Source organism: Faecalibacterium sp. OF03-6AC (assembly GCF_003478175.1).
Lineage (GTDB): Bacteria > Bacillota > Clostridia > Oscillospirales > Ruminococcaceae > Faecalibacterium > Faecalibacterium taiwanense.
The window spans coordinates 22,588-46,458 of the sequence record NZ_QUEN01000009.1; the positions used below are offsets into that span (position 1 = coordinate 22,588).

Here is a 23,871-nt window from a genome sequence, read left to right on the forward strand (position 1 = left end):
AGCATAGATTCTCGGTATACTAATGAAGTATCTGTGTATAAACTGTGTCTTTTGGCAAGTACAAAGGACTTTACCTTATTTATCATTTCGAGAGGGATTTAGAGAATGATCACGATTGACGAACTGAAGGTGCAGCTTGCCGATTACGGCAAGGCGGTCAAGGACTTGGAAGAAGCTCTTGCCATTGATGCCTCCCGCAAGCGCGTGCAGGAGCTGGAGCACACCATGAGCCGCCCCGGCTTTTATGATGATGCAGACCTGAGCAAGAAGGTCTTTGACGAAGTGGGCGACCTGAAGGGCAAGCTGAGCCGCTTTGAAAAGCTGCAGGGCCTGTACGATGATGCCGAGACCATGCTGGAAATGCTGGATGAAGAATACGACCCCGCCATGATCCCCGAAGCAGAGGAGTCTGTGAACGCTGTGGGCAAGGCTGTGGACGAGCTGCAGCTGATGACCATGCTGAACGGTGAGTACGACCACAGCAACGCCATCCTGACCTTCCATGCCGGTACCGGCGGCACCGAGGCACAGGACTGGGCCGAAATGCTGTACCGCATGTACAACAAGTGGGCTTCCAACCACGGCATGACCGTGGAGGTTCTGGATTATCAGGACGGTGATGAAGCCGGCATGAAGAGCGCCTCCATGATGGTGAAGGGTGCCAACGCCTACGGCCTGCTCAAGAGCGAGAACGGTGTGCACCGTCTGGTGCGCGTGTCGCCCTTTGACGCCAACGCCCGCCGCCAGACCAGCTTTGCTTCGCTGGAAGTGATGCCTGAGCTGGATAACACCATTCAGGTGGATATCCGCCCCGAGGACATTGAGATGCAGGTGTACCGTTCCTCCGGTGCAGGCGGCCAGCACATCAACAAGACCTCTTCCGCTGTGCGTCTGATCCACAAGCCCACCGGCGTCGTGGTCAGCTGCCAGACCCAGCGCAGCCAGTTCCAGAACCGTGACTACGCCATGGAAATGCTGAAGGCAAAGCTGTATCAGATCGCAAAGCAGCAGCATATGGATAAGATCGACGACATCAAGGGCGTGCAGAACGAGATCGCATGGGGTCACCAGATCCGCAGCTATGTGTTCATGCCCTACACCATGGTCAAGGATCACCGCACCAACTACGAGACCGGCAATGTGGATGCCGTGATGGACGGCGATCTGGACGGTTTCATCTTCGCATACCTCAAGGCTGCAAGCCGCGGGGAGCTGCAGGATACCTGATCTTGAACGTATAAAATGCAAAGGCCGTGCTTCCTTTTATGGAGGCACGGCCTTTTTTGTGTTCTTACGCCAGATCGGGCAGAATGGTATCCCAGAGATTTTCCTCCTGCCGCAGGGCGTTGAAGCAGCAGTCCAAGTACATTTTGTTTGCCGCTGCAAGGATCGTGCTGCGGAGAAGCAGCTTTTCATCTGCGGCATCCACGGCAAGGTCGCGGATCTCCCTGGTGCAGCCGAATACAAACGGCAGGCAGTTCTCCATCTCGTCGCAGAAGTAGTCGTAAGCTGCCCCGGCGGAACAGTGCGCCCGCTGCATTTTAAACAGGGCATCGATGTTTTCCATTGAGAGCACCGTTTTGGAGACTGCAATGTACATCAGGGATGCGATCTGATCGCGGGCGTACTTCTTGCGCACCGGGTGGGACAAAATGCCCTTTTTAACGTAGTTGCTTACCATGGAAGAGGTGAGCTCCACGCCGCAGAAGGTGCGGAAATAGCTGTTGACGTACTGCACGGTCTGGTCAAGATAAAGCCCCATCTGCGGGAGATCGGCGTACCGGGGCAGGGCAAACCCGGCGGCGCAGGCCGCAACGCGGCATTTGGTTTCAGTTTTCATATCGTAAGCAGTTTTCTAAGGTTGGCGCAGCTGGGCTGCGCGGGATACAGAAAATGGTTTTCTGGCGGTATTATAGCGCAAATCGGTTCTCTGGTCAACGGATTTTTAAAACTTTTGAAAGAATGCATAAAATCCCTTGACAGGTTTTTGAAAAACTGCTATGATGTCTGCAGTGAACCGAAAACCATGCAGGCGGAAGTGCGTGTAAGGCACGGAAAATAAAAAAATGACCTGCTATCACAAAATAGATTTGGAGCGTGCATTTTATGAAAACCAAGATCGTTGTGGATTCTTCGTCCAGCCTGTATGCCCTGCCGGGCGTGGATTTTGCCTGTGTGCCGTTGAAGATCGTCACGGATGAACAGGAATATCTGGATGACGGTACTCTGGATGCTGTGGACATGGCCCGGTCTCTGCGTACTTACAAGGGCAAGACCAGCACCTCCTGCCCCAATGTGGCAGACTGGCTGGCTGCTTATGAGGGTGCGGAGCAGATCTTTGTTGCCACCATCACGGGCACACTGTCCGGCAGCTACAATGCTGCACTGCTGGCAGCGGAAGAATACAAGGAAACGCACCCGGAGGCCCGTGTTTTTGTTCTGGACAGCCTGTCCGCCGGGCCGGAGCTGCGTCTGCTGGCAGAGCGTCTGCGGGATCTCGTCCGGATCGGGATGGAGTTTGACGAGATCTGCGAGGCGATCCTGGCTTACCACAAGCACACACATCTGCTGTTTTCGTTGGAATCGCTGGCCAATCTGGCCCGCAATGGCCGTGTGAAGCCTGCTGTTGCCGCTGTGGCACGGATGCTGGGCATCCGGGTCATTGGTCAGGCCAGTGAGAGCGGCGAGCTGGAGGTACTGTGCAAGACCCGCGGCGAGCACGGTGCACTGGAGCGCATCGTGCTGGAATTGAAGGATCACGGCTTTACCGATGGCAAAGTGCATATTGCCCACTGTGATAACCCGGAAGCGGCCAAGCGCCTGAAGCTGATGATCCACGCGGTGTTTGCAGGGGCGCAGGTGGATGTGACCGAGTGCGGCGGCCTGTGCAGCTACTATGCTGAGCTGGGCGGGCTGATGGTGGGCTTTGAGGACGGAGAAACAGAGTAAAAGAGTTTTTGATATTGCAAGCAAGCCGGGCCTGTGGGTCTGGCTTGCTTTTTTTGAACAATGCAAAACTTGAAAAAGTTGTAAAACCGCGCTATACTTACACATATTATAAATGGGAATGGAGGGCAGGCCCATGCTTTTTCGTTCACCGATCGTGCGCTTTTTCAGCCGCATTCTGAACCGCGTCACCATCACGGTTGTGTTGGTGGCATTGCAGCTGCTATGGCTGTGCTGGGTGGCGTTTGCCATCACCACCGGCACGGGCCGTGTGTGGGTGAACGGCCTGCTCAACGCACTGAGCCTGCTCATCGTCCTGTACCTTGTGCGCAAGGATGAGAACAGCGCCTACAAGGTGGGCTGGATCGCGCTGATCGGCATTCTGCCGCTGCTGGGCGGTGCGCTGTATCTGGCCTTTGGCAACAAACGCCCGGCCAAGCGTCTGCGCCTGAAAATGCAGGCGGTGGAGGATGCCCACAAAAAAGACCTTGTACAGGAGCCGGGTGTGCTGGAAGGTCTGGATGCCCGCGAGCAGGGGCAGAGCCGATATGTGGCAAAGTACGGTCCCTATCCGGCGTGGCAGAACACTCGCACGCAGTATTTTGCCTGCGGCGAAGCCATGTATCCGCAGCTGCTGGCCGATCTGGAAAAGGCTGAAAAGAGCATCTTTCTGGAATTTTTCATCGTGAGCCACGGCTGCATGTGGGACGGCGTTGAAAAGCTCCTGCGCCGCAAGGCTGCGCAGGGCGTGGATGTGCGCCTGATCTACGATGATTTTGGCAGTCTGCTGGGTCTGCCCGCCGATTTCATCGTGCGCATGGAGCGGGCGCACATCCGCTGCATCCCGTTCAACCCGGTGGTGCCGCTGCTCTCGCTGGTGATGAACCACCGCGACCACCGCAAGATCGTAGTCATTGACGGTACGGTGGCCTACACCGGCGGCGTGAATCTGGCAGATGAGTATATCAATGCGGAGCAGCGCTTTGGCTACTGGAAGGATGCAGCCCTGCGTGTGGAAGGCGATGCCGCGTGGAATTTTACGGTGATGTTCCTCAACTTCTGGAACGCCTTCCGCTCCAGCGAGACGGATTATGATGCATTTCGTCCCATGCCGCTGGTGCCGCCGGTATCGGACGGCATCGTGCAGCCCTACGCGGACAGCCCGCTGGACGAGGAACCGATGGCCGAGACGGTGTACCTGAACATCCTTGCGCAGGCACAGCGGTATGTTTATATCTACACGCCCTACCTTGCCGTGGGCGAGGAAATGCTGGACGCACTGAAAAACGCGGCCAAGCGCGGGGTGGACATCCGGCTGGTGCTGCCGGGCATCCCGGACAAAAAGCTGGTGTTCCGGCTGAGCCGGTCGTACTATCTGCCGCTTTTGAGGGCAGGTGTACGCATTTACGAATATACGCCTGGCTTTCTGCATGCCAAGTGCTGGGTAAGCGACGATGTAACTGCCGTAGTGGGCAGCATCAACATGGACTACCGCAGCCTGTTCCTGCACTTTGAGTGCGGTGTACTGCTGCAAAAGAATAGTCAGGTGGCAGTTCTGCGGGACGATGTACGGGCCACGCTGCCGCAGTGCCGCGAGATACAGGTGACGGAATGCCACATCAGCCTGCCCGGCACGGTGCTGGACAGTGTGCTGCGGCTGCTGAGCCCCTTGATGTGATAAAAACTCCCTTTCCGGGTAAACTAGCCCAAAAGCCCCTTTACGATGGGGGCAGGAAAGGGAGCGTTTTATTATAATGAAAAAGATACCTCGCATGATCCTGGGCTGCACGCTGGCGGCAGCTCTGGCCCTGACCGCCTGCAGCCGAAGCGATTCCGGTTCCTCCGGCAGCATGAGCACGAACATGGGAGGCAGTTCGTCGCAGACGGGGCAGGCGGGCCAGAACACTGCATACCGCACCGGCCTTGGCATCCTGACCGAAGCGTCTGATCAGGAACGCACGGGCAAGATCGATACCATCGCAGCTGCCGTTCTGCTGGATGCCGAGGGCAGGGTGGCAGATGTGATGCTGGACGAGGTGGAGATCTCGGTCACAGGGGACAGCACCGGCAAGGTGACGATGCCCACCGACGATCGCACTAAGCGCCAGAAGGGCGACGATTACCCGCTGGCGGCGGTGTCCTCGCTGAAAAAGGGCTGGGCAGAGCAGGCGGATGCCTTTGGCAATTATCTTACCGGCAAAACCCCGGATGAGGTGAAGAAGCTTGCCACCGACGATGACGGTAAGCCGAAGGATGCTGACCTGCTCTCCACCTGCACCATTGCGGTGGACGGCTATCGGGATGCTGTGGTGCGCGCCTGCGAGAATGCAAAGGCAGTCGGCTCGGCCCGCGGCGACCGCGCTGTGCTGGGCGTGTCAGTGCGCAATGACACCAAGGAACTGACCGCCGACGATGACCACGATGTGACCGCGCAGGTGGACATCACAGTGGCAGCCCTGACGCTGGATGCTGACAGCCGTGTGACCGGTGCAGTGGCGGATGTGGCAGAGCCTGCCCTTACCGTGGGCGCGGATGGTACGGTGTCGGCACCGGAGATGGTCAAAACCAAGGTGGAACTGGGCGACAGCTACGGGATGCGCGGGGCATCCAGTCTGGATAAGGAATGGTACGAGCACAGCGAGGGCTGGTGCGATTACCTGAAGGGCAAGACCCGTACTGAGATCGCAGGCATCCCGGACGATGGTTCGGATGCCGACCTTGCGGCACTGTGCACCATCTCGGTAACGGAGCTGCAGAAGGCTGCGCTGGCGGCGTTTGCGGAAGAGTAAAGCGGAGAAAAGAGGAAAGGCGCAAAGCTTTTCCTCTTTTCTTTGTGCAACCAGACCAAAGAATTGGCGCAGAAAAGCCTTGAAAAAGACGAACTGCACTAACTTTTGCATTTCCTCTTGCCAAATGGCTGCAAACGCGCTATTCTATAGTCACAGTTTAACACTTTAGCATGATAAAATGCTAAACCGAGAGGGAACACATTTGGGAAACAAAAAAGGGAGGAACCTTTTATGAAACGTCTTGTGTCCGCTTTTCTGGCTGGTGCCATGGCACTGAGCCTTGCCGCCTGCGGCGGTGCCGCATCCACTTCCACCGTGGCATCTTCTGCCTCTGCATCCGGGAGCGCAGCCGCCTCCGAGACCGCAGCCAGCGATCTGGACTACATCAAGGAAAAGGGCAAGATGGTCATTGGCTACACCGTCTATGAGCCGATGAACTACACCGATGCCGACGGCAACTTTACCGGTTTTGATACCGAGCTGGCAACTGCCGTGTGCGAAAAGCTGGGAATCGAGCCGGAGTTCGTGGAAATCAACTGGGATACCAAGGTGGTGGAGCTGGATGCCAAGAGCATCGACTGCATCTGGAACGGTATGACCCTGACCGATGACATCATGGCCAACACCGCCACCACCAAGGCCTACGCCAAGAACGCACAGGTCGTGGTCGTGAGGGACGGCACCGACTACAGCTCCACTGCGGATCTGGTGGGCAAGACCGTGGTTGCCGAGGCTGGTTCTGCCGGTGAAGCCGCCATTGAGGGCGACGAGAACCTTGCACAGGCCGATTACGTCTCCAAGAGCGTGCAGACCGACTGCCTGATGGAAGTTGCCGCAGGCACTGCTGATGCCGCTGTGCTGGATCTGACTCTGGCCAACGCCATGATCGGTGAGGGCACCGACTATGCAAGCCTGAAGATCGTGGACGAGCTGAACGCTGAAGAGTACGGCGTGGCCTTCCGCAAGGGCAGCGATGCCGCCGCAGCTGTGGATGCCGCCTTTGATGAGCTGAAGGCTGACGGCACCATGCAGGCTCTGGCCGACAAGTACGATCTGGCTCTGGCCGACTGAGTTCTATAAGAATGTAATTACTCCTTCCGTCATCGCTGCGCGATGCCACCTCCCTCGGTGAGGGAGGCTTTTTGTTGCCGATATGCGTGAGGCTCCCTCATTGAGGGAGCTGTCACCGAAGGTGACGGAAGGAGTTCAAAAAACGGATTGATGGGTGTGTTCTTGTGTCTGTGATTCTGAGTCGCCTTTCCGGCGCGTTTCTGCTCAACTGTGAGCTGTTCGCTCTGACCCTGCTGTTTGCGCTGCCGCTGGGTCTGGTGGTGGCTTTCGGCTCCATGAGCCGGTGCAAGCCGCTTTCCGGCGCGGTAAAGACCTTTGTGTGGGTCATCCGCGGCACGCCGCTGATGCTGCAGATCATCGTGATCTACCTTGGCCCCGGCCTGCTGGGCATGAATAACCCGTGGCCCTCCGGCTCCGGCGGACGCATGGTGGCGGCGGTGGTGGCTTTTGCCATCAATTACGCCTGCTACTTCTCCGAGATCTACCGCGGCGGCATCGAAGCCGTTCCCAAGGGCCAGACCGAGGCCGGTCAGGTGCTGGGCATGACCAAGACCCAGATCTTTTTCAAGGTGACGCTGCTGCAGGTGGTCAAGCGCATTCTGGCCCCCATGGGCAATGAGGTGATCACCCTCGTCAAGGATACCTCGCTGGCAAACACCATTGCCAACAAGGAGATCATCATGATGGCCAAGGAGTACAGCGCAAAGGGCTTGATCTGGCCGCTGTTCTCCACTGCCATCTTCTTCCTGGTGTTCGTGGGCGCACTCACCCTGCTGTTTGGCTGGGCCGAAAAGAAACTGGATTATTTCCGCTGATGAAAGGGAGGGAATTGGATCATGGCACTGCTTGAAGCCTCCGGCATCGGCAAAAACTTTGGCGATACCAAAGTACTCAAGGATATCTCACTCACGCTGGAACAGGGCGAAGCGCTGGCGATCATCGGCTCGTCCGGCTCCGGTAAGACCACCCTGCTGCGCTGCCTGAACTTTCTGGAACGGCCGGACACCGGCATCATCAAGGTGAACGGCGAGACCATGTGGGACGCTGCCGACCCCGCCACCCAGCGCGAGAGCGAGATCCGCAAAAAGCGGCTGCACTTTGGTCTGGTATTCCAGAACTTCAACCTCTTCCCGCAGTACACCGCCCTGCAGAACGTAATGCTGGCGGGTGAACTGCTGGCGAAGGAACGCCCGGACTACAAGGCTGACAAAAAGGCCATCCATGCCGAGCTGGAACAGCAGGCACAGGAACTTCTGGCCCAGATGGGCCTTTCTGCCCGGGCAGGCCACTACCCGCACCAGCTTTCCGGCGGTCAGCAGCAGCGCGTGGCCATTGCCCGCGCACTGGCTCTGCACCCGGACATTCTCTGCTTCGACGAGCCGACCTCGGCCCTCGACCCGGAGCTGACCGGCGAGGTGCTGCGCGTCCTGCGCGACCTTGCCGACCGCAAGACCACCATGATCATCGTCACCCACGAGATGCACTTTGCCCGTGACGTGGCCGACCGCATCATGTTCATGGATGGTGGCGTGGTGGTGGAGGAAGGCCCTGCCAAGCAGCTCATTGAGCACCCGCAGGAGGAGCGCACCAAACAGTTCCTTTCGCATTACGGAGAATAAGCAAAATCACCAATTCTTACGGCAAAAATTTTGAAATGTTGATGCAATGCAAATCTTGTAAATCCCGCGTCACTCCACTATAATATCATTCATGAATGTACACGACGTCCTGCCCCTTTCCGGCAGGACGTTTTTCACGGCAAAAATCACGACATCAAGCCGGTTCCCAGTGTGGCAGGAGGATTTTATACGATGACAAAGGATATGACCCAAGGCAGTCCGCTCAAGCTGATCCTTGCGTTTGCGGTGCCGCTGATGCTGGGCAGCCTGTTCCAGCAGTTCTACAATCTGGCCGATACCATCATCGTGGGCCGCTTTGTGGGCGTGGAAGCGCTGGCGGCGGTAGGCAGCGTGGGCGGTTTGAACTATCTGGTGCTGGGCTTTGTCAACGGCATCGCCTGCGGTTTTTCCATCCCCATCTCGTGGACTTTCGGCGCAAAGGACTACAAGGAGATGCGCCGCTACACTGCCAACACCGTGTGGCTTTCCATCTTCTTTGCCGTGGTGCTGACCATTGTTACTGTGGCGCTGACCCGCTCGGTGCTGGTGTGGACGAACACCCCGGAAAACATCATCGACCTTGCGGATATCTACATCCGCACCATCTTCTGGGGCATCCCGTTCACCCTGCTTTATAATGTTACCAGCGCGCTGATGCGTGCGCTGGGCGACAGCAAGCGCCCGCTGTATTTCCTGCTGGTGGCAAGCTTTTTGAACATCGGGCTGGATCTGGTGTGCATCATCGTGTTCCATATGGGCGCGTTCGGCGCAGCCTTTGCTACCGTGTTCAGTCAGGCTGTGGCGGGTCTGGGCAGTCTTTTGTACATCCTGCGCCACTACCCGGAGCTGCGCTGGAGCAGGGAAGAGGGCCGCTTCAGCCTGGCCCACTGCGCAAAGCTGTGCAGCATGGGCATTCCCATGGGCCTGCAGTGCAGCATTACGGCCATTGGCAGCGTGGTGCTGCAGGGTGCCGTGAACGGCCTTGGCAGCGACATCGTGGCTGCACAGACCGCCGGCAGCAAGGCCGCACAGTTCCTGAGTGTGCCGCTGGAAAGCATCGGCACCGCCATGACCACCTACGCCAGCCAGAACATGGGCGCAAAAGACCTTGGCCGTGTGGACCGCGGCGTGAACACCGCACTGGGCATCGGCTGCGTGTACAGCATTGCGTCCTTCCTCATCCTGCGCGTGACGGACAAGCTGCTCATCGGCCTGTTCCTGGATGCCAGCGAGACTGCCATCATGGCCAATGCTCAGAGCTTTATCTTCTGGAACAGCGTATTCTACATCCCGCTGGCGGTGCTCATTATCTACCGCTACACCATTCAGGGCCTGGGCTTCTCTGGCCTTGCCATGTTTGCCGGTGTGGCCGAGATGGTGGCCCGCGCCATGGTGGGCTTTTGGTTCGTGCCGCTGTGGGGCTACTTTGCGGCCTGCATCGCAAGCCCGGTGGCATGGTTCTTTGCCTGCTTCTTCCTCATTCCGGCCTACTTTGTGGTGCGCAAACGCCTGCAGAAGGAAAAGGACGTCGAGAAGGAACACGATGCCCGCACCGCAAACGCTTAAAGAATGTTCGCAAGCTCTCCTGCAAAGGGGAGCTTTTTTGCTGTTCGGGCTGTAGAGTAGGCCGCGTGCTGGGAGCTTTCTCCGCGAACAGCGACGGGTTGCGGCACCCAGCAGCCGCGTCGCATTCGCTTGCGTCTCGCTGGCCGCGGCCCCAACGGCAACTCCCTGTTTCCGCCATTGGCGGCGGTCGTTGCAGTTGCAGAACCCACGGTTCCGCCCCTGTGCTTACGCACGGGGCCCCACTTCCCGGACATTCGCTGGAGAAACTCCCAGCCCACAGCCCTTGGCTACAGGGAACTTTATCAGGTGCTACTGTGGGAGTGTTATCTGATACAGTGACGGATTATTAACGCTGATGCGATGAAAAATACAGTGTATCAAGCTGATACAGTGCCCCTTGATTGATACAGTGAGTCAGTGTATCAGGGCAGGCCAGTGTATCAACCTGATACACTGGCAAAAAGAAACATAAGTAAGTTATATATTTCTCACTGTATCATGTGTTTCTCCACGGTAGAGCTGCACTGCAGTCTGCCCGGATGATTTACAAATCCCGCCAAAAGCGTTATACTACTTATAATTGTGTAATTTGGCAGGAGGTGAGCGCATGGCAGAGCAGCAGCTGGAACAGATCGAGGGCACCGTGGAGGACATCATCTACGAGAACACCGACAACGGCTATATGGTGTTCGAGGTGTCCGGCGGCGGTGTGGTCACAGTGGTGTGCGGCATTGTGGGTGAACTGCACGCGGGCGAAAGCGTGGTCTGCCGCGGCCGCTACGAGAACCACGCCACCTATGGCCGCCAGTTCCACGCACAGGAGTGCGAGACCGACATGCCCAAGGATCTGGAAGCGGTGTACGCCTTCCTTGCCAGCCGGTCACTGCCGTACATCGGGGCCAAGACGGCGGATAAGATCATCGACCTGTTCGGTGCCGAGGCGCTTGAGGTGATCGCCAACGACCCGGCCCGGCTCACGCAGGTGCCCGGCATCTCGGCGGACAAAGCCGACCGCATCCAGCAGGAGTTCAAGCGGATGTTTGGGATGCGGGAGCTGATCGCCTATCTGGCGCAGTTCGAGATCAGCCCGCGCCGCGCGATGGAGGTGTTCCGCACCTTCGGCCCAGGGGCCATGCAGGCCATTGCGGCAAATCCCTATCTGCTCTGCGGCGAACCGCTGCAGCTGGATTTCCGCCACGCGGACAGCATTGCCCAGTATTACCACATGGAAGGCGACTGCGCCCAGCGGCTGGAAGCGGCCCTGCTGCGCACCCTGCGCCACAACGCGGGCAACGGCCACACCTGCCTGCCGCGCACCCAGCTGCTGGAAACGGCATCCAATTTTATCCATCAGCCGCCGGAAAAGCTGGCTGCTGCGCTGGACGAGTGCATCCGCACCGAAGAACTGCGGGTGAAGCTGTTTGACGGAACACCGTATATTTATCTGCCTGACCTGCTGGAAGCCGAGGAGGACATTGCTGCCCGGCTTGCCATGCTGACAAAACGGGGCAAGAATACCGCCCACGGGCTGGATAAAAACATTCAAATTCTGGAACTGACGCAGGGCTTTGCCTATGCGCCCCTGCAGAAGGAAGCCATCCGCAAAGCCATGACCGAGAACTGCCTTGTGCTCACCGGCGGCCCCGGCACCGGCAAGACCACCACCGTCAACGCCATTCTGCAGCTGCTGGAAGATCAGGCGGAACGGGTGGCCCTGTGTGCGCCCACCGGCCGCGCGGCTAAACGGCTGAGTGAGCTGACCGGCCGCAAGGCCAGCACCATCCACCGTCTTTTGGAGGTGGACTACACCGGCGGCGTGGTCAGCTTTATCCACAACGACAAGAACCTGCTCAAGTGCGATGTGGTCATTCTGGACGAAATGAGCATGGTGGATGTGAAGCTGTTTCAGGCCCTGATCGCAGCGCTGCGCTACAGCTGCCGCATTATCATGGTAGGTGATGCCGACCAGCTGCCCAGCGTCGGCCCCGGCAATATTCTGGGCGAGATCATCCGCTCCGGGCTGGTGCCCACCGTGTGCCTGAACGAGATCTTCCGGCAGGCAAAGCGCAGCCTAATCGTGGAGAACGCCCACCACATCATCTCAGGTGAACCGCTGCAGAAGGGCGGTAAGACCGACGACTTCTTCTTTTTGGAATCGGATGGCGATGCGGCCCAGCGGTTGGTGTGTGATCTGGTCACCACCCGCCTGCCGCGCAGCTACGGCTTCGATCCGATCCGGGACATTCAGGTGCTGTGCCCCACCAAGCTTGGCCCTACCGGCACACAGGCACTGAATGTGGAACTGCAGAACCTGCTGAACCCGGAACAGACGGGCAAGCCCCAGCTGCAAAGCGCCGCCCGGGTGTTCCGCGTGGGCGATAAGGTGATGCAGGTGCGCAATAATTACGAGATCATCTGGAACCGCATTGGCGGGGAGCAGGGCGTGGGTGCCTACAATGGCGACATCGGCATTGTGGAGAGCATCAACACGCGGGATCGCTCCATGGTGGTGCGCATGGATGACAAGCGGCTGGTCTACCCGGCAGAGAACCTGGGCGAGCTGGAGATCGCCTATGCCATCACGGTACACAAAAGTCAGGGCAGCGAGTTCCCGGCGGTGATCCTGCCGGTGGCGCAGGTGCCGCCGCGGCTGTGCTACCGCAACCTGTTCTACACCGGCGTTACCCGTGCACGGAAGCTGTGCATCGTGGCGGGCCGCAGGGACGTTGTGAACCGCATGATGGGCAACATCCGCCAGAACCTGCGCTACAGCGGCCTTGCCTATCTTTTGCAGGCAGAGCTGCCGCCGGAACAGACGGAAGCGGGGGATGCTTCTGCGGAGCAGACGATTTGAAATGCCCTCCGCTGTGCTCTGGGCATTATTAGCGGAAAAATATTTTTTATTTTGCGTTTGTCGCGGCCTGCGGGCCGCTCCAAACGCTTTTTCACAGGAAAGGACGTTTCGGATAGCTGCATCTGCTGCTGCCGGACTTCTGTCCGTCGCGCAGCGACTCCAAATCGGCGGAACTCAAAAAAGCGGTGAAAAGATCTTCACGCCGAACAGGCGTGAATCTTCAGCTTTTTTGAGCGGAGCCTACTTCTTTGGGGTTGAAAGGGGCGAGCAGCCCTTTTCTCGTGCCTCCCGCGCTTCGAAAGTAGCGGGTGCTTTTCTGGTTCTCTTTTGGCACGCAAAAGAGAACATATCTAAACTTCTATACTTTTCCCCTCAATTATGCTATACTGTAAAATGGTATGATTTCCGGCCTGCATCAACAGGCCGTTGTTTCGATAGAGGAACCAGAGAAAGGAAAAAAGAACTTATGGCACAGAACGATATCGGTATCGATCTTGGTACCACTACCATTATCATTGCGCAGGAGGGCAAGGGCGTTGTGCTCAACCAGCCCAGCGTTGTGGCAATGGATACCCGCAAGAAGACCGTGCTGGAAGCAGGCGATAAGGCCCTTGCTATGGTGGGCCGCACCCCGAACTATATTTCTGCCATCTTCCCGCTGAAGGACGGTGTGATCAGTGACCATACCATGACCCGTGAGCTGATCTGCCGTTTTGTCAAGCAGGTGTACAGCTCCCACATGGTCAAGCCCCGCGTGGCTGTCTGTGTGCCCGCCGCCATTACCGGCATTGAAAGCGATGCCGTGGTGGAGGCTGTGGTGGCCGCTGGTGCCCGTCAGGTGTACCTGATCGACGAACCCATTGCCGCTGCCCTTGGCTCCGGCATCGACATCACCCAGCCGGAGGGCCGCATGATCATTGATATCGGCGGCGGCACCACCGATATTGCAGTGCTTTCTCTGGGCGGCAAGGTCAAGGCCACCAGCGTACGCGTGGCCGGCAACCACTACGACGAGGAGATCCTCAAGTTCGTGCGCAACAAGTACAGCGTTGCCATTGGCCAGCGCACCGCCGAAGAGCTGAAAAAGAACGTGGCCTGCTGCCCCCAGAAGACTGATTTCCACGAGACCATGGAGATCAAGGGCCGCAGCCTGCTCACCGGCCTGCCGGTGCGTGTGAATGTTTCCACTGACGACCTGTACGAACCGGTCATGATGCTCAGCGAGCAGATCGGCACCGCAGCCCATCAGGTGCTGGAAAAGACCCCTCCGGAACTGGCAGGCGATATCTTCCGCAATGGTGTCATGCTGACCGGCGGCGGTGCACAGCTGCACGGCCTTACCGAATACCTGAGCGAAGAGCTGAAGGTGGAGGTGACGGTTTCGCCCGATCCCGTCAACTGTGTGGCACTGGGCACTGCCATGAGCCTTGGCCTGAACGACAAGCTGGAAACCGGCTTTTTGGATGCAACGCCCCGCATTGGCCGCAGATAATCAAAGCTGCACCATTTATCCATGAATCTGAACAAAAGCGCCAAAAAGAAAAAATATCTATTTTTGTTGAAATAAATTGGAAAATAAGGTATAATGTACCCAAATTGATTTTCTGCTGACGATCTTGTATCGGACGCAGTATACAAGAAACAGGAGGAAAACCATGGATTTAGGTTTTGACGTGGTCGTTACCATTACCGGCATCGTACTGGTGTTCTTGATCCTTATCCTGCTGATGGCGATTATCACGCTGGAAGGCAAGATCTTCGATTCGATGAACGCAAAGAAGAAGGCTGCCAAGGAAGCCGCCAAGGCTCCCGTTGCACAGCCCGCTGCACCCGTGCAGCAGGCCGCAGCTGCTCCCGCTCCTCAGGTGGAAGAGGGCATTCCCGGTGATGTGATCGCCGCCATTATGGCAGCAATCCATGCAATGGGCAACGGCAAGTACACCCTCAAGGCTGTGCGCCGCAGCAAGAACGGCTGGGGCAATGCGGGTGTAAACGACACCACCGCACCGTTTTAACAGAGGAGGAAGAGCATGACACAGTTTATTGATACTCTGGTCGGTATTTTCCAAAGCTCCGGCTTTGCGCAGTTTGGTGAGCCGGGCGGCTACCTGTACGCAATTATGATCTGCGTGGGCTGCTTTTTGCTGTACCTGGCCATCGTCAAAGAGTTTGAGCCGCTGATCCTGCTGCCCATGGCATTTGGCATGATCCTGGCAAATCTGCCCGGAAGCGGCGTTATCCACATGCAATATTTCGTCGGTGACGGTCTGGAACACCCCATGTGGGTGGAGATCCTGAACAACGGTGGTCTGGCCGATATGCTCTACATGGGCGTTAAGCTGGGCGTCTACCCGCCGCTGATCTTCCTGGGCATCGGCACCATGACCGACTTCGCACCCCTGATCTCCAACCCCAAGAGCCTGCTGCTGGGCGCTGCCGCTCAGTTCGGCATCTTCGGTACTTACATGGGCGCTCGCCTGCTGACCGCTACCGGTCTGGTGGACTTCACCCAGAAGCAGTCCGCTGCTATCGCCATCATCGGCGGTGCAGACGGTCCTACCGCTATCTTCGTTACCTCCCGTCTGGCTCCTGAGCTGCTTGGCTCCATCGCCGTTGCAGCATACAGCTACATGGCTCTGGTGCCTGTGATCCAGCCGCCCATCATGAAGGCACTGACCACCAAGAAGGAACGTACCGTCGTGATGAAGCAGCTGCGCACCGTCTCCAAGACCGAGAGGGTCATCTTCCCCATCATGGTCACCATCATCGTTTCCCTGATCGTTCCGGATGCCGCCGTTCTGGTGGGTATGCTGATGCTGGGCAACCTGATGAAGGAGTGCGGCGTTGTGGATCGTATCCAGAAGACCGCCGGCAATGAGCTGATGAACATTATCACCATCTTCCTGGCACTGTCTGTCGGCTGCACCACCTCTGCAAACACCTTCCTGAACACCCGCACCCTGTTCATCATCGTGCTGGGCCTGATTGCATTCTCCTTCGGCACTGCTGCCGGTGTGCTGTGCGGCAAGGTGATGTACAAGCTGACCGGTGGTCAGGTGAACCCGCTGATCGGTTCCGCAGGCGTTTCCGCTGTGCCTATGGCCGCTCGCGTTTCCCAGAAGGTTGGCCAGAGTGAGAATCCCTCCAACTTCCTGCTGATGCACGCAATGGGCCCCAACGTGGCCGGTGTTATCGGCTCTGCCGTTGCTGCTGGTATCCTGATCAACATTTTCAGCTAAGCGCTTTCTGAAAAGCATTTTTTCCGCCCGTCGGTTCGCAAGAGCTGCCGGGCGGTTTTTGTTTTACGATTTGAAATGCCCGCCGCGTTTGCTTTGGGCATAAAATAAGGAAATTATATTATTTATTTCGTGTTTGTCGCAGCCTGCGGGCTGCTCCAAACACATTTTCACAAAAAGGCCGTAACGAAAAACGGCTGCTGTTTTATCAGATGCAATTTTTCTCTACGACCTCTTTCGTGAAAAAGTAACTCCGAAAAGCCCGCAGGCTTTTCGGAGTTATAAATTATAAAAATATTTTTTCCGCTGAAAATAGCCAGAGCGAACGCGGCGGCTATTCTCAATCGTTTTGAAATGTGGTATACTGTACTTTGATAGTATAAACATAAAAGGAACAGGGGAAACCATGGCAACAGATCTCACACAGGAATTCTGCGCTCTGCGCGATACCTATATTGAAAAACAGTTTGGCCGCCTGAACGATATGCAGCGGCAGGCAGTGTTCACCACCGATGGCCCGCTGCTCATCCTTGCTGGTGCAGGCAGCGGCAAGACCACCGTGCTGGTAAACCGCATTGCAAACCTCATCCGGTTCGGCTCGGCCCACGGCTCCAAACAGACACCGCGCCCGGCCACCGAGGACGATATCAAGGCTCTGCGCAACGCCATCATGACCGGCACTGCCGCGCCCGGCTGGCTGGACGGGATGCTGCGCCAGAACGCTGTGCGCAGCTGGAATGTGATGGCCATCACCTTTACCAACAAGGCAGCAGGGGAGCTAAAGGAACGTCTGCGCCGGATGCTGGGCGGCGAGGAGGGCGACGAAGTGTTCGCTTCCACCTTCCACTCGGCCTGTGTACGCATCCTGCGCCGCTGGGCGGAGGAGATTGGCTACCCGCGCAGTTTTACCATCTACGATACCGATGATTCCCAGCGCGTGATGAAGGCTGTCTACAAAGACCTGAATGTGGACGATAAGTTCCTGCCCATCAAGGCTGCGATCAACCAGATGAGCCGATGGAAGGATCAGCTTGTCAGCCCGGAACAGGCCCTTGCCAGCCCCGCAAAAGATACCAAAGGCGCGCTGACGGCCCGCATCTACGCGGCCTACGAAAAGCGCCTGAAGGAAGCCGGAGCATTCGACTTTGACGACCTGATCTACCAGACTGTGCAGCTGCTGGCCGAGCACAAGGATGTGCGGGATTTCTACCAGAACAAATACCGCTATCTGCTGGTGGACGAGTATCAGGACACCAGTGTGGCGCAGTTCCGTCTGGTGAGCCTCCTCACCAGCCCGGAAAAGAACATCTGCGTGGTGGGCGATGATGACCAGAGCATCTACCGCTTCCGCGGCGCTACCATTGAGAACATCCTTAATTTCGAGCGCATTTACCCGGGCACCAAGACCATCCGTCTGGAACAAAACTACCGCTCTACGTCCAATATCCTGAACGCTGCGAACTGTGTCATTCAGCACAACACCGAGCGCAAGGGCAAGACCCTGTGGACCAGCAATGGCGAGGGCGATAAGGTGCAGGTGTACACCGCCGAGAACGAGCAGGACGAGGCCAGCCACATCGCGGATGTGATCGGCCAGCACCTGAAAGAGGGCGGACATCTGGCCGACCACGCCATCCTCTACCGCATGAACGCCCAATCGGCCCCCATCGAAAGCTACTTTACCCGTGCAGGCATCCCCCACAAGATCGTGGGCGGCCAGCGCTTCAACGACCGCAAAGAGGTCAAGGATATCCATTCCTACATGTCCATCGTGGCGAACCCCCGCGATGATGTGCGCCTGCGCCGCATCATCAACGAGCCTGCCCGCAAGATCGGTGCCACCACCGTGGAGGTCATTGCCGATCTGGCCGCGCAGGAGGGCGTGAGCATGCTGGACATCATCGGCCATGCCGACCAATATGCAAAGCTCAGCCGCGCCGTAATGCCGCTGCTCAAGTTCTGGCAGATCTATCAGCGACTGCAGGATTCTTTGGAGACCCGCACGCTGGACGAGTTTGCAGCCGATGTGATCGAGCTGACCGGCTATAAGGCCATGCTGGAAGCCGATGCAGCCAAGGGCCACGAGGATGCGGCTGACCGCCTGCAGAACCTTGGTCAGCTGGTCAACAACGTCAAGAACTACTGCGACCAGCACGGTGAGGAAGCCACGCTGGAAGGCTATCTGGAAGATATCGCCCTCATCAGCGATATCGACAGCTATAACGAGAGCGCCGATCAGGTGGTGCTCATGACCATCCACTCCGCCAAGGGTCTGGAATTTCCGTATGTATTCCTGATTGGCATGGAGGAGGGCGTGTTCCCCAGCGAGATGAGCAAGTATTCCGAAGCTGATCTGGAAGAGGAGCGCCGCCTTGCCTACGTGGGCATCACCCGCGCCAAGAAGGAGCTGTACATCTCCAACAGCGTTTCCCGGATGCTGTATGGCCGCACCCAGCGCAACGAGCCGAGCCGTTTTTTGCGAGAGATCGAGCCGGAGTATATCGAGGAGACCCGCAGCCCGGTGCTGGAACAGCGCTCCCGCTTTGGCGGCTGGGGCGACAGCTATCGTGATACGGTGCCCGGTGGTGCGTCCGGTTACTCCGGGCCGTCCGGATGGGGCCGCAGCGCCAGTGGGTATGGTACGGGCGGCTACGGAAGCGGCTATAGCAATCGCAGCGGCTACCTGAACCGCGAATACAACGTGGGCGAGGGCCGCGGCTTTGGCTCGACCTATGCAAACCGGGGCCAGAGCCAGAGCGGATATGGTTCCGGCTATGGCCGCAGCGGCGCAGTTACGGGATATGGTTCTGGTTACAGTTCTGCATATTCTGACGGAACAGCGCAGAAAAAATCTGCAAAGCAAATCTCCTTTACAGGCACACTGGCAGCAAAACCCGCTGCAAAAGGCGCAAAACACTATGAGCCGGGCGATCTTGTGGAGCACAAGGTGTTCGGACGCGGTCAGGTAGTGGCTGTGAAGCCTGCCGCCGGAGATCAGATCGTGGAGATCAACTTTGAAAAGGTGGGCATCAAAAAGACCATGGCCAATTTTGCGCCCCTGACCAAAATCACTGCGGAGGAATAACACACTTATGATGACTGTTCGTTTGATCGCACATACCCCGGAACCGGAAAAGGTGGTGGCTGCAGCGGCAAAGCTCTGCTATTCCGATGCGCACATCACCGACCTGCTGGACGGCCTGACCGAGGAAAAGACCGCGAAGTTCCTGACCATGCTCAGCGATCTGGGCCATGCCAGCCCCATTGAACATGCCAGCTTCACCTTTGGCATTGAGGGGGTCAGCCGCACTTTGCTGGCGCAGATCACCCGCCACCGCATTGCATCCTTCAGTGTGCAGAGCCAGCGCTATGTGCGGCTGGACGATTTCCGCTATGTGGTACCGCCCGAGATCGAAGCCATCCCGGAAGCAAAGGAAGCTTTCCTTGCCAGCATGGAAGAGGACGCAAAGCGCTACCTCGACCTTGCCCACAAGCTGGAAGAAGGCCACACCGCCCGCCTGATGGCTGAAGGAATGCCGGAAAAGCAGGCCCGCGCCAAGGCCAGCAAGCAGGCCAACGAGGATGCCCGCTTTGTACTGCCCAACGCCTGCGAGACCAAGATGGTGGTCACCATGAATGCCCGCAGCCTGCAGAACTTTTTCCACCTGCGCTGCTGCAGCCGCGCCCAGTGGGAGATCCGGGAGCTGGCCGAAAAGATGTTCGAGCTGGTGTACCCGGTGGCACCGCATATCTTTGCAAAGTCCGGCCCGGCCTGTGTATCCGGCCCCTGCCCGGAAGGCAGGATGTGCTGCGGCAAAACCGCCGAGGTGCGTGCAAAATATGCCGCAATCAAAGAAGGTGCCGAAGCATGAGCAAGGGAAAACTGATCGTACTGGAAGGGCTGGACGGCAGCGGCAAGGCCACGCAGGCAAAGCTGCTGGCAGCACATTTAAAGGAACAGGGCTTTTCTGTGCGGGAGATCACCTTCCCGAATTATGAGAGCGACTCCAGCGCCCTTGTAAAAATGTATCTGGCAGGGCAGTTCGGCCAGCACCCGGACGATGTAAACGCCTATGCAGCCTCCAGCTTTTATGCGGTGGACCGCTATGCCAGCTACAAAAAGGACTGGGGCAGTTTTTACGAGAATGGCGGCATCGTCATTGCCGACCGGTACACCACCTCCAATGCGGTGCACCAGTGCTCCAAGCTGCCGCCAGAGCAGTGGGAGAGTTTTCTCGGCTGGTTGTTTGACTACGAATTCCATCTGCTGGGCCTGCCTGCGCCGGATGAGGTGATCTACTTACAGGTAGACCCCGCCGTGAGCCAGAAGCTTATGACCCAGCGTTACCACGGCGACGAGAGCAGGAAGGATGTGCACGAGAAGGATACCGAGTATCTTGCCCGCAGCCGCTGCGCCGCCGAGTATTGTGCCGCGCACCTTGGCTGGGCCGTCGTGCATTGCACCAGCGGGGACAACATGCGCAGCATCGAAGACATTCAGGCCGAAGTGCAGGAGATCGTGTTGAAGCAGCTGACATAATTTTCGATAAGAGGGGGCATCCTGACAGATGTATCGTTTGATGCAGCCGGAAGACAAACCGGCAGTGCTGGCCTTGTGGCAGAGCCAGCGCAATGAATCAGAAGAATTTGCCAAAAAGGCCATTGAGCAGTTTGCAGGCGAGCAGAACGTCTATGTGGCCGAGGAAAATGACGAGATCGCTGCGGTGGTGCTGGCTGTGCCGGTCACGCTGCAGGGCCGCAGCGGCACCTACCTGTACGGTCTGTGCGGCGAGGGCAGCCTGATCCTGGCGGGCCTTGTGGACTATCTGTGTGCCCAGCAGAAGCTGCGCGGCGCAGGGTTTACGGTGGCAGTGCCCACCAGCCCGAAGCAGGCCGCACTGCTGCAGGATAAGGGCTTTGCATGGGCCTTCGCCCTGCGCTGCCTGCCGCGCGAGGTGGAGCGCAACCTGTGGAGTCAGGCGGAGTTTGACTCCGTCACCGCCAAAAAGCTGTGTGAGCTGCGGGAGCGCTTCTGGCCCGATACTGTGCAGCTGATCCCGGAGCGCATGGCCGTGGTGCTGGGAGATCTGTACTCCTCCGGTGCCACCATCGTTTCCAGCGCCCACGGCTATGGTATTTACTTCCGCAAGGAGGATACGCTTTACTTTGTGGAGCTGCAGGCCGATAATGACCGCGCCGCTGAAGTACTGATGGAAGCCGCCCGCGAAAAGGAAGTCATCGTGGAAAAGGCGGTCATTACCGTAGGCGCATCCCAGCCGCTGTTCCTCGGCGAGGGCACCCGGCAGGACTACGGCATGATCCGCTTTGATGCCGAACCCTTTGATGTAGCCGAAAGCTACATGCGCCTGATGCTGGAAAACTAAGATAAAAGGAAGGTGCTTATGGCACACGAAAAAAACACCCGCAAAAAAGGCGGTGTAGGGAAAATCCTGCTGGTGCTGGTGGTACTGCTGGCACTGGCCGTTGGCGGGGCACTGCTGTTTGCGCACAACGAGATCAGCGGCAATGGCAGACCCGGCACGGAGGTAACGGTGAGCATCCCGCAGGGCAGCGGCGTTTCCGTCATTGCGCAAAAGCTCAAGGATGCGGGTGTGATCCGCTCGGCCTATCTGTTCCGCTGGTATGTGGGGCAAAAGGGTGCGGCATCAAAGCTGCAGTATGGCGATTTTACCCTGCAGAAGAGCGCCTGTTCTTACGATGCCATCATTGCGGTCCTGTCCACCTACGCCAAGGCCGAAACGGTGCGCGTGACCATCCCAGAGGGAACCACGGCCATTGCCATTGCCCAGAAGATGGAAGCCGCCGGGTTGTGCAGCGCCGAGGATTTCCTGAAGGAAGCCAACGAGGGCGATTTCAGCGAATACACCTTCTGGCAGCACGTGCCGGACGATGCCGACGCGCCGGACCGCTTTATGAAGTGCGAGGGCTATCTCTTCCCGGAGACCTACGAATTTTTAAAGGATGACACCGTGCACAACTATGTAGCCACCTTCTATGCCCAGTTCGATGCACAGATCACCGATGCGATGTATGCAGAACTTAAAAAGCAGGATATGACCCTGCCCCAGCTGATCACACTGGCATCCTTTGTGCAGGAGGAAGCAGGCAACAGTCAGGACTCAAACGTGGCACAGGTGTTCCGCAACCGTCTGGCTGCGGATTCACCCTACCCGCGCCTGCAGAGCAACACCTCCAGCTATATCCAGAGCGACAGTGACAACAATTACCTCTGGAACTGGGTGGCACCCTACTATGGCGGCTGGGATAATATCCCGGGAAATATCGTGGCTGCGTATGATACCTACAGCTGCAAGGGTCTGCCTGCTGGGCCGATCTCGAACCCCGGCATTGCGGCCATCAAGGCAGCGCTGGCCCCCCAGCCCAATGAGGAAGCCAAGGATGCCTATTTTTTTGTGACCGACCTCAAGGGCAGCTATTATTATGCCCGCACCCTGAGCGAACACAACGCAAACTGCCAGAAGGCAGCACAAGTGAACAAAACTGTGAATACGGAAAAATGAGAGGAATTTGAACTATGCTGCAAATCCCGGAACTGCTGGCCCCGGCAGGCGATCTGGAACGCCTGCGCTATGCCATCAACTACGGTGCCGATGCCGTTTACTGCGGCCTGCCTGAATTTGGAATGCGGTCTGCTCCGGCCAACTTTACGCCGGAACAGCTGGCCGAGGGTGTCATCTACGCTCACGCCCGCGGCCGCAAGGTCTACCTGACCATGAACACCCTGCCCACCAACGAGGAAGCCGACCGCCTGCCCGAGGCCATCAAGGAAGCAGCCAAGGCCGGTGTGGATGCCTTTATCGTGGCAGACCTTGGTGTGCTGGATGCCTGCAAGACCTTTGCACCGGACATCGATGTGCACATGTCCACCCAGACAGGCATCACCAACTGGGCTGCGGCCCGTGCCGCCTACAATATGGGCGCAAAGCGCGTGGTGCTGGCCCGTGAGATGACCCTGCAGGATATTGCGATCCTGCGCGATAAAACACCACCGGAGCTGGAGATCGAAGCCTTTGTGCACGGTGCTATGTGCATGAGCGTTTCGGGCCGATGCCTGCTTTCCAACTACATGGCGGGCCGCGACGCGAACCGCGGCCAGTGTGCCCAGCCCTGCCGCTGGAAATACTATCTCAGCGAGGAGACCCGTCCGGGACAACTGTACGAGATCGGCGAGAACGAGAACGGCAGCTACATCCTCAACGCCAATGATATGTGCACCGCGCCGTTCCTTGACCTGATCTGCAAGGCAGGTGTGGACAGCCTGAAAATCGAGGGCCGTGCCAAGACCTTCTACTATGTGGCAAGCGTTACCGCCGCCTACCGCAGGGCGCTGGACGCTTATCTGGCCGACCCGCTCAACGACAACTTTGAGCTGCCTGCTGAAGTGTACGAGGAGCTTACCCGTACCAGCCACCGCCATTACTCGCCGGGCTTCTACTTTGGCCGCGAGCAGGCCAGACAGGCCACCGACAGCGCTACTTACATCCGCGAGTGGGAGTTTGTGGGCACGGTAGACGGCTGGGAGAACGGCGTTGCCTCCTGCCAGCAGCGCGGCAAGTGGAGCCTGGGCGACACTCTGGAAGCCCTCTGCCCGGATGGCCGCAGCATTCCGCTGAATCCTGAGTGGATCGAGAACGAAGCCGGTAAGCGGGTGGAGAGCACCCCGCATGCCATGGAAAAATACACCATTCCCACGCCGGAGCTGCCGCCCATGAGCCTGCTGCGGCGCAAAACGGTATAAGGAGACCACA

At 57.8% G+C, this 23,871-nt stretch carries 19 protein-coding genes; 18 read left to right on the forward strand and 1 reads right to left on the reverse strand.

The window, feature by feature from the left end:
* Window positions 1–105 precede the first annotated feature (105 nt).
* Window positions 106–1,227 carry a peptide chain release factor 2 gene (gene prfB / locus DXA66_RS10665; RefSeq protein ID WP_097775423.1) on the forward strand — a complete coding sequence of 374 codons (1,122 nt, stop codon included), beginning with the start codon at window positions 106–108 and terminating at the stop codon, window positions 1,225–1,227.
* Window positions 1,228–1,291: 64 nt separating this feature from the next.
* On the opposite strand, the gene DXA66_RS10670 is transcribed toward prfB, so the two are convergent.
* On the reverse strand, window positions 1,292–1,840 hold the full coding sequence (locus DXA66_RS10670) for a DUF1836 domain-containing protein (protein WP_005938962.1): 549 nt from the start codon (window positions 1,838–1,840) through the stop codon (window positions 1,292–1,294).
* 266 nt (window positions 1,841–2,106) lie between these two features.
* On the opposite strand from DXA66_RS10670, the gene DXA66_RS10675 reads away from it, so the two are divergent.
* The 17 genes from DXA66_RS10675 to DXA66_RS10755 all read left to right on the forward strand — a co-directional run bounded on the left by DXA66_RS10675 (window position 2,107) and on the right by DXA66_RS10755 (window position 23,861).
* Window positions 2,107–2,949, forward strand: coding sequence for a DegV family protein (locus DXA66_RS10675; protein ID WP_118528807.1), 843 nt, complete (start codon window positions 2,107–2,109; stop codon window positions 2,947–2,949).
* 133 nt (window positions 2,950–3,082) lie between these two features.
* Window positions 3,083–4,624 carry a cardiolipin synthase gene (gene cls / locus DXA66_RS10680; protein WP_118528809.1) on the forward strand — a complete coding sequence of 514 codons (1,542 nt, stop codon included), beginning with the start codon at window positions 3,083–3,085 and terminating at the stop codon, window positions 4,622–4,624.
* 76 nt (window positions 4,625–4,700) lie between these two features.
* Entirely contained in the window at window positions 4,701–5,735 is a 1,035-nt protein-coding gene (locus tag DXA66_RS10685; RefSeq protein ID WP_118528811.1) for a hypothetical protein, read from the forward strand.
* A 231-nt stretch (window positions 5,736–5,966) separates the two neighbouring features.
* Window positions 5,967–6,806 carry a transporter substrate-binding domain-containing protein gene (locus DXA66_RS10690; RefSeq protein WP_118528813.1) on the forward strand — a complete coding sequence of 280 codons (840 nt, stop codon included), beginning with the start codon at window positions 5,967–5,969 and terminating at the stop codon, window positions 6,804–6,806.
* 170 nt (window positions 6,807–6,976) lie between these two features.
* Window positions 6,977–7,621 carry an amino acid ABC transporter permease gene (locus DXA66_RS10695; protein WP_005938622.1) on the forward strand — a complete coding sequence of 215 codons (645 nt, stop codon included), beginning with the start codon at window positions 6,977–6,979 and terminating at the stop codon, window positions 7,619–7,621.
* Between the two features lie 21 nt (window positions 7,622–7,642).
* Window positions 7,643–8,425, forward strand: a complete 783-nt coding sequence (locus DXA66_RS10700; RefSeq protein WP_118528815.1) for an amino acid ABC transporter ATP-binding protein — start codon at window positions 7,643–7,645, stop codon at window positions 8,423–8,425.
* Between the two features lie 192 nt (window positions 8,426–8,617).
* Window positions 8,618–9,991 (forward strand): MATE family efflux transporter, encoded by a 1,374-nt coding sequence (locus DXA66_RS10705; RefSeq protein ID WP_118528817.1) that lies wholly within the window; start codon window positions 8,618–8,620, stop codon window positions 9,989–9,991.
* A gap of 607 nt (window positions 9,992–10,598) precedes the next feature.
* Window positions 10,599–12,845, forward strand: a complete 2,247-nt coding sequence (locus DXA66_RS10710; protein ID WP_118528819.1) for an ATP-dependent RecD-like DNA helicase — start codon at window positions 10,599–10,601, stop codon at window positions 12,843–12,845.
* 466 nt (window positions 12,846–13,311) lie between these two features.
* The gene (locus DXA66_RS10715) at window positions 13,312–14,337 is read left to right on the forward strand and encodes a rod shape-determining protein (RefSeq protein ID WP_097775429.1); all 1,026 of its coding nucleotides are present in this window, start codon (window positions 13,312–13,314) and stop codon (window positions 14,335–14,337) included.
* 163 nt (window positions 14,338–14,500) lie between these two features.
* On the forward strand, window positions 14,501–14,860 hold the full coding sequence (locus DXA66_RS10720; protein ID WP_118528821.1) for an OadG family transporter subunit: 360 nt from the start codon (window positions 14,501–14,503) through the stop codon (window positions 14,858–14,860).
* Between the two features lie 15 nt (window positions 14,861–14,875).
* Window positions 14,876–16,084, forward strand: coding sequence for a sodium ion-translocating decarboxylase subunit beta (locus tag DXA66_RS10725; protein ID WP_118528823.1), 1,209 nt, complete (start codon window positions 14,876–14,878; stop codon window positions 16,082–16,084).
* Window positions 16,085–16,487: 403 nt separating this feature from the next.
* Window positions 16,488–19,166 (forward strand): ATP-dependent helicase, encoded by a 2,679-nt coding sequence (locus DXA66_RS10730; protein WP_118528825.1) that lies wholly within the window; start codon window positions 16,488–16,490, stop codon window positions 19,164–19,166.
* A 7-nt stretch (window positions 19,167–19,173) separates the two neighbouring features.
* A complete protein-coding gene (gene thyX / locus DXA66_RS10735; protein WP_005941474.1) occupies window positions 19,174–19,953 on the forward strand; it encodes an FAD-dependent thymidylate synthase in 780 nt (259 codons plus the stop codon).
* The gene (locus DXA66_RS10740; protein WP_097777683.1) at window positions 19,950–20,621 is read left to right on the forward strand and encodes a deoxynucleoside kinase; all 672 of its coding nucleotides are present in this window, start codon (window positions 19,950–19,952) and stop codon (window positions 20,619–20,621) included. Before thyX ends, DXA66_RS10740 begins: the two co-directional genes overlap by 4 nt.
* Window positions 20,622–20,649: 28 nt before the next feature.
* Window positions 20,650–21,465 carry a hypothetical protein gene (locus DXA66_RS10745; protein WP_118528827.1) on the forward strand — a complete coding sequence of 272 codons (816 nt, stop codon included), beginning with the start codon at window positions 20,650–20,652 and terminating at the stop codon, window positions 21,463–21,465.
* An 18-nt stretch (window positions 21,466–21,483) separates the two neighbouring features.
* Window positions 21,484–22,623 carry an endolytic transglycosylase MltG gene (gene mltG, locus DXA66_RS10750; RefSeq protein WP_118528829.1) on the forward strand — a complete coding sequence of 380 codons (1,140 nt, stop codon included), beginning with the start codon at window positions 21,484–21,486 and terminating at the stop codon, window positions 22,621–22,623.
* Window positions 22,624–22,637: 14 nt separating this feature from the next.
* Entirely contained in the window at window positions 22,638–23,861 is a 1,224-nt protein-coding gene (locus DXA66_RS10755; protein ID WP_118528831.1) for a U32 family peptidase, read from the forward strand.
* Window positions 23,862–23,871: the final 10 nt, after the last annotated feature.

Coding starts and splice junctions, on each gene's coding strand:
- prfB (WP_097775423.1), top strand. CDS start 106: ATGATCACGATTGACGAACTGAAGGTGCAGCTTGCCGATTACGGCAAG.
- DXA66_RS10670 (WP_005938962.1), bottom strand. CDS start 1,840: ATGAAAACTGAAACCAAATGCCGCGTTGCGGCCTGCGCCGCCGGGTTT.
- DXA66_RS10675 (WP_118528807.1), top strand. CDS start 2,107: ATGAAAACCAAGATCGTTGTGGATTCTTCGTCCAGCCTGTATGCCCTG.
- cls (WP_118528809.1), top strand. CDS start 3,083: ATGCTTTTTCGTTCACCGATCGTGCGCTTTTTCAGCCGCATTCTGAAC.
- DXA66_RS10685 (WP_118528811.1), top strand. CDS start 4,701: ATGAAAAAGATACCTCGCATGATCCTGGGCTGCACGCTGGCGGCAGCT.
- DXA66_RS10690 (WP_118528813.1), top strand. CDS start 5,967: ATGAAACGTCTTGTGTCCGCTTTTCTGGCTGGTGCCATGGCACTGAGC.
- DXA66_RS10700 (WP_118528815.1), top strand. CDS start 7,643: ATGGCACTGCTTGAAGCCTCCGGCATCGGCAAAAACTTTGGCGATACC.
- DXA66_RS10705 (WP_118528817.1), top strand. CDS start 8,618: ATGACAAAGGATATGACCCAAGGCAGTCCGCTCAAGCTGATCCTTGCG.
- DXA66_RS10710 (WP_118528819.1), top strand. CDS start 10,599: ATGGCAGAGCAGCAGCTGGAACAGATCGAGGGCACCGTGGAGGACATC.
- DXA66_RS10715 (WP_097775429.1), top strand. CDS start 13,312: ATGGCACAGAACGATATCGGTATCGATCTTGGTACCACTACCATTATC.
- DXA66_RS10720 (WP_118528821.1), top strand. CDS start 14,501: ATGGATTTAGGTTTTGACGTGGTCGTTACCATTACCGGCATCGTACTG.
- DXA66_RS10725 (WP_118528823.1), top strand. CDS start 14,876: ATGACACAGTTTATTGATACTCTGGTCGGTATTTTCCAAAGCTCCGGC.
- DXA66_RS10730 (WP_118528825.1), top strand. CDS start 16,488: ATGGCAACAGATCTCACACAGGAATTCTGCGCTCTGCGCGATACCTAT.
- thyX (WP_005941474.1), top strand. CDS start 19,174: ATGATGACTGTTCGTTTGATCGCACATACCCCGGAACCGGAAAAGGTG.
- DXA66_RS10740 (WP_097777683.1), top strand. CDS start 19,950: ATGAGCAAGGGAAAACTGATCGTACTGGAAGGGCTGGACGGCAGCGGC.
- DXA66_RS10745 (WP_118528827.1), top strand. CDS start 20,650: ATGTATCGTTTGATGCAGCCGGAAGACAAACCGGCAGTGCTGGCCTTG.
- mltG (WP_118528829.1), top strand. CDS start 21,484: ATGGCACACGAAAAAAACACCCGCAAAAAAGGCGGTGTAGGGAAAATC.
- DXA66_RS10755 (WP_118528831.1), top strand. CDS start 22,638: ATGCTGCAAATCCCGGAACTGCTGGCCCCGGCAGGCGATCTGGAACGC.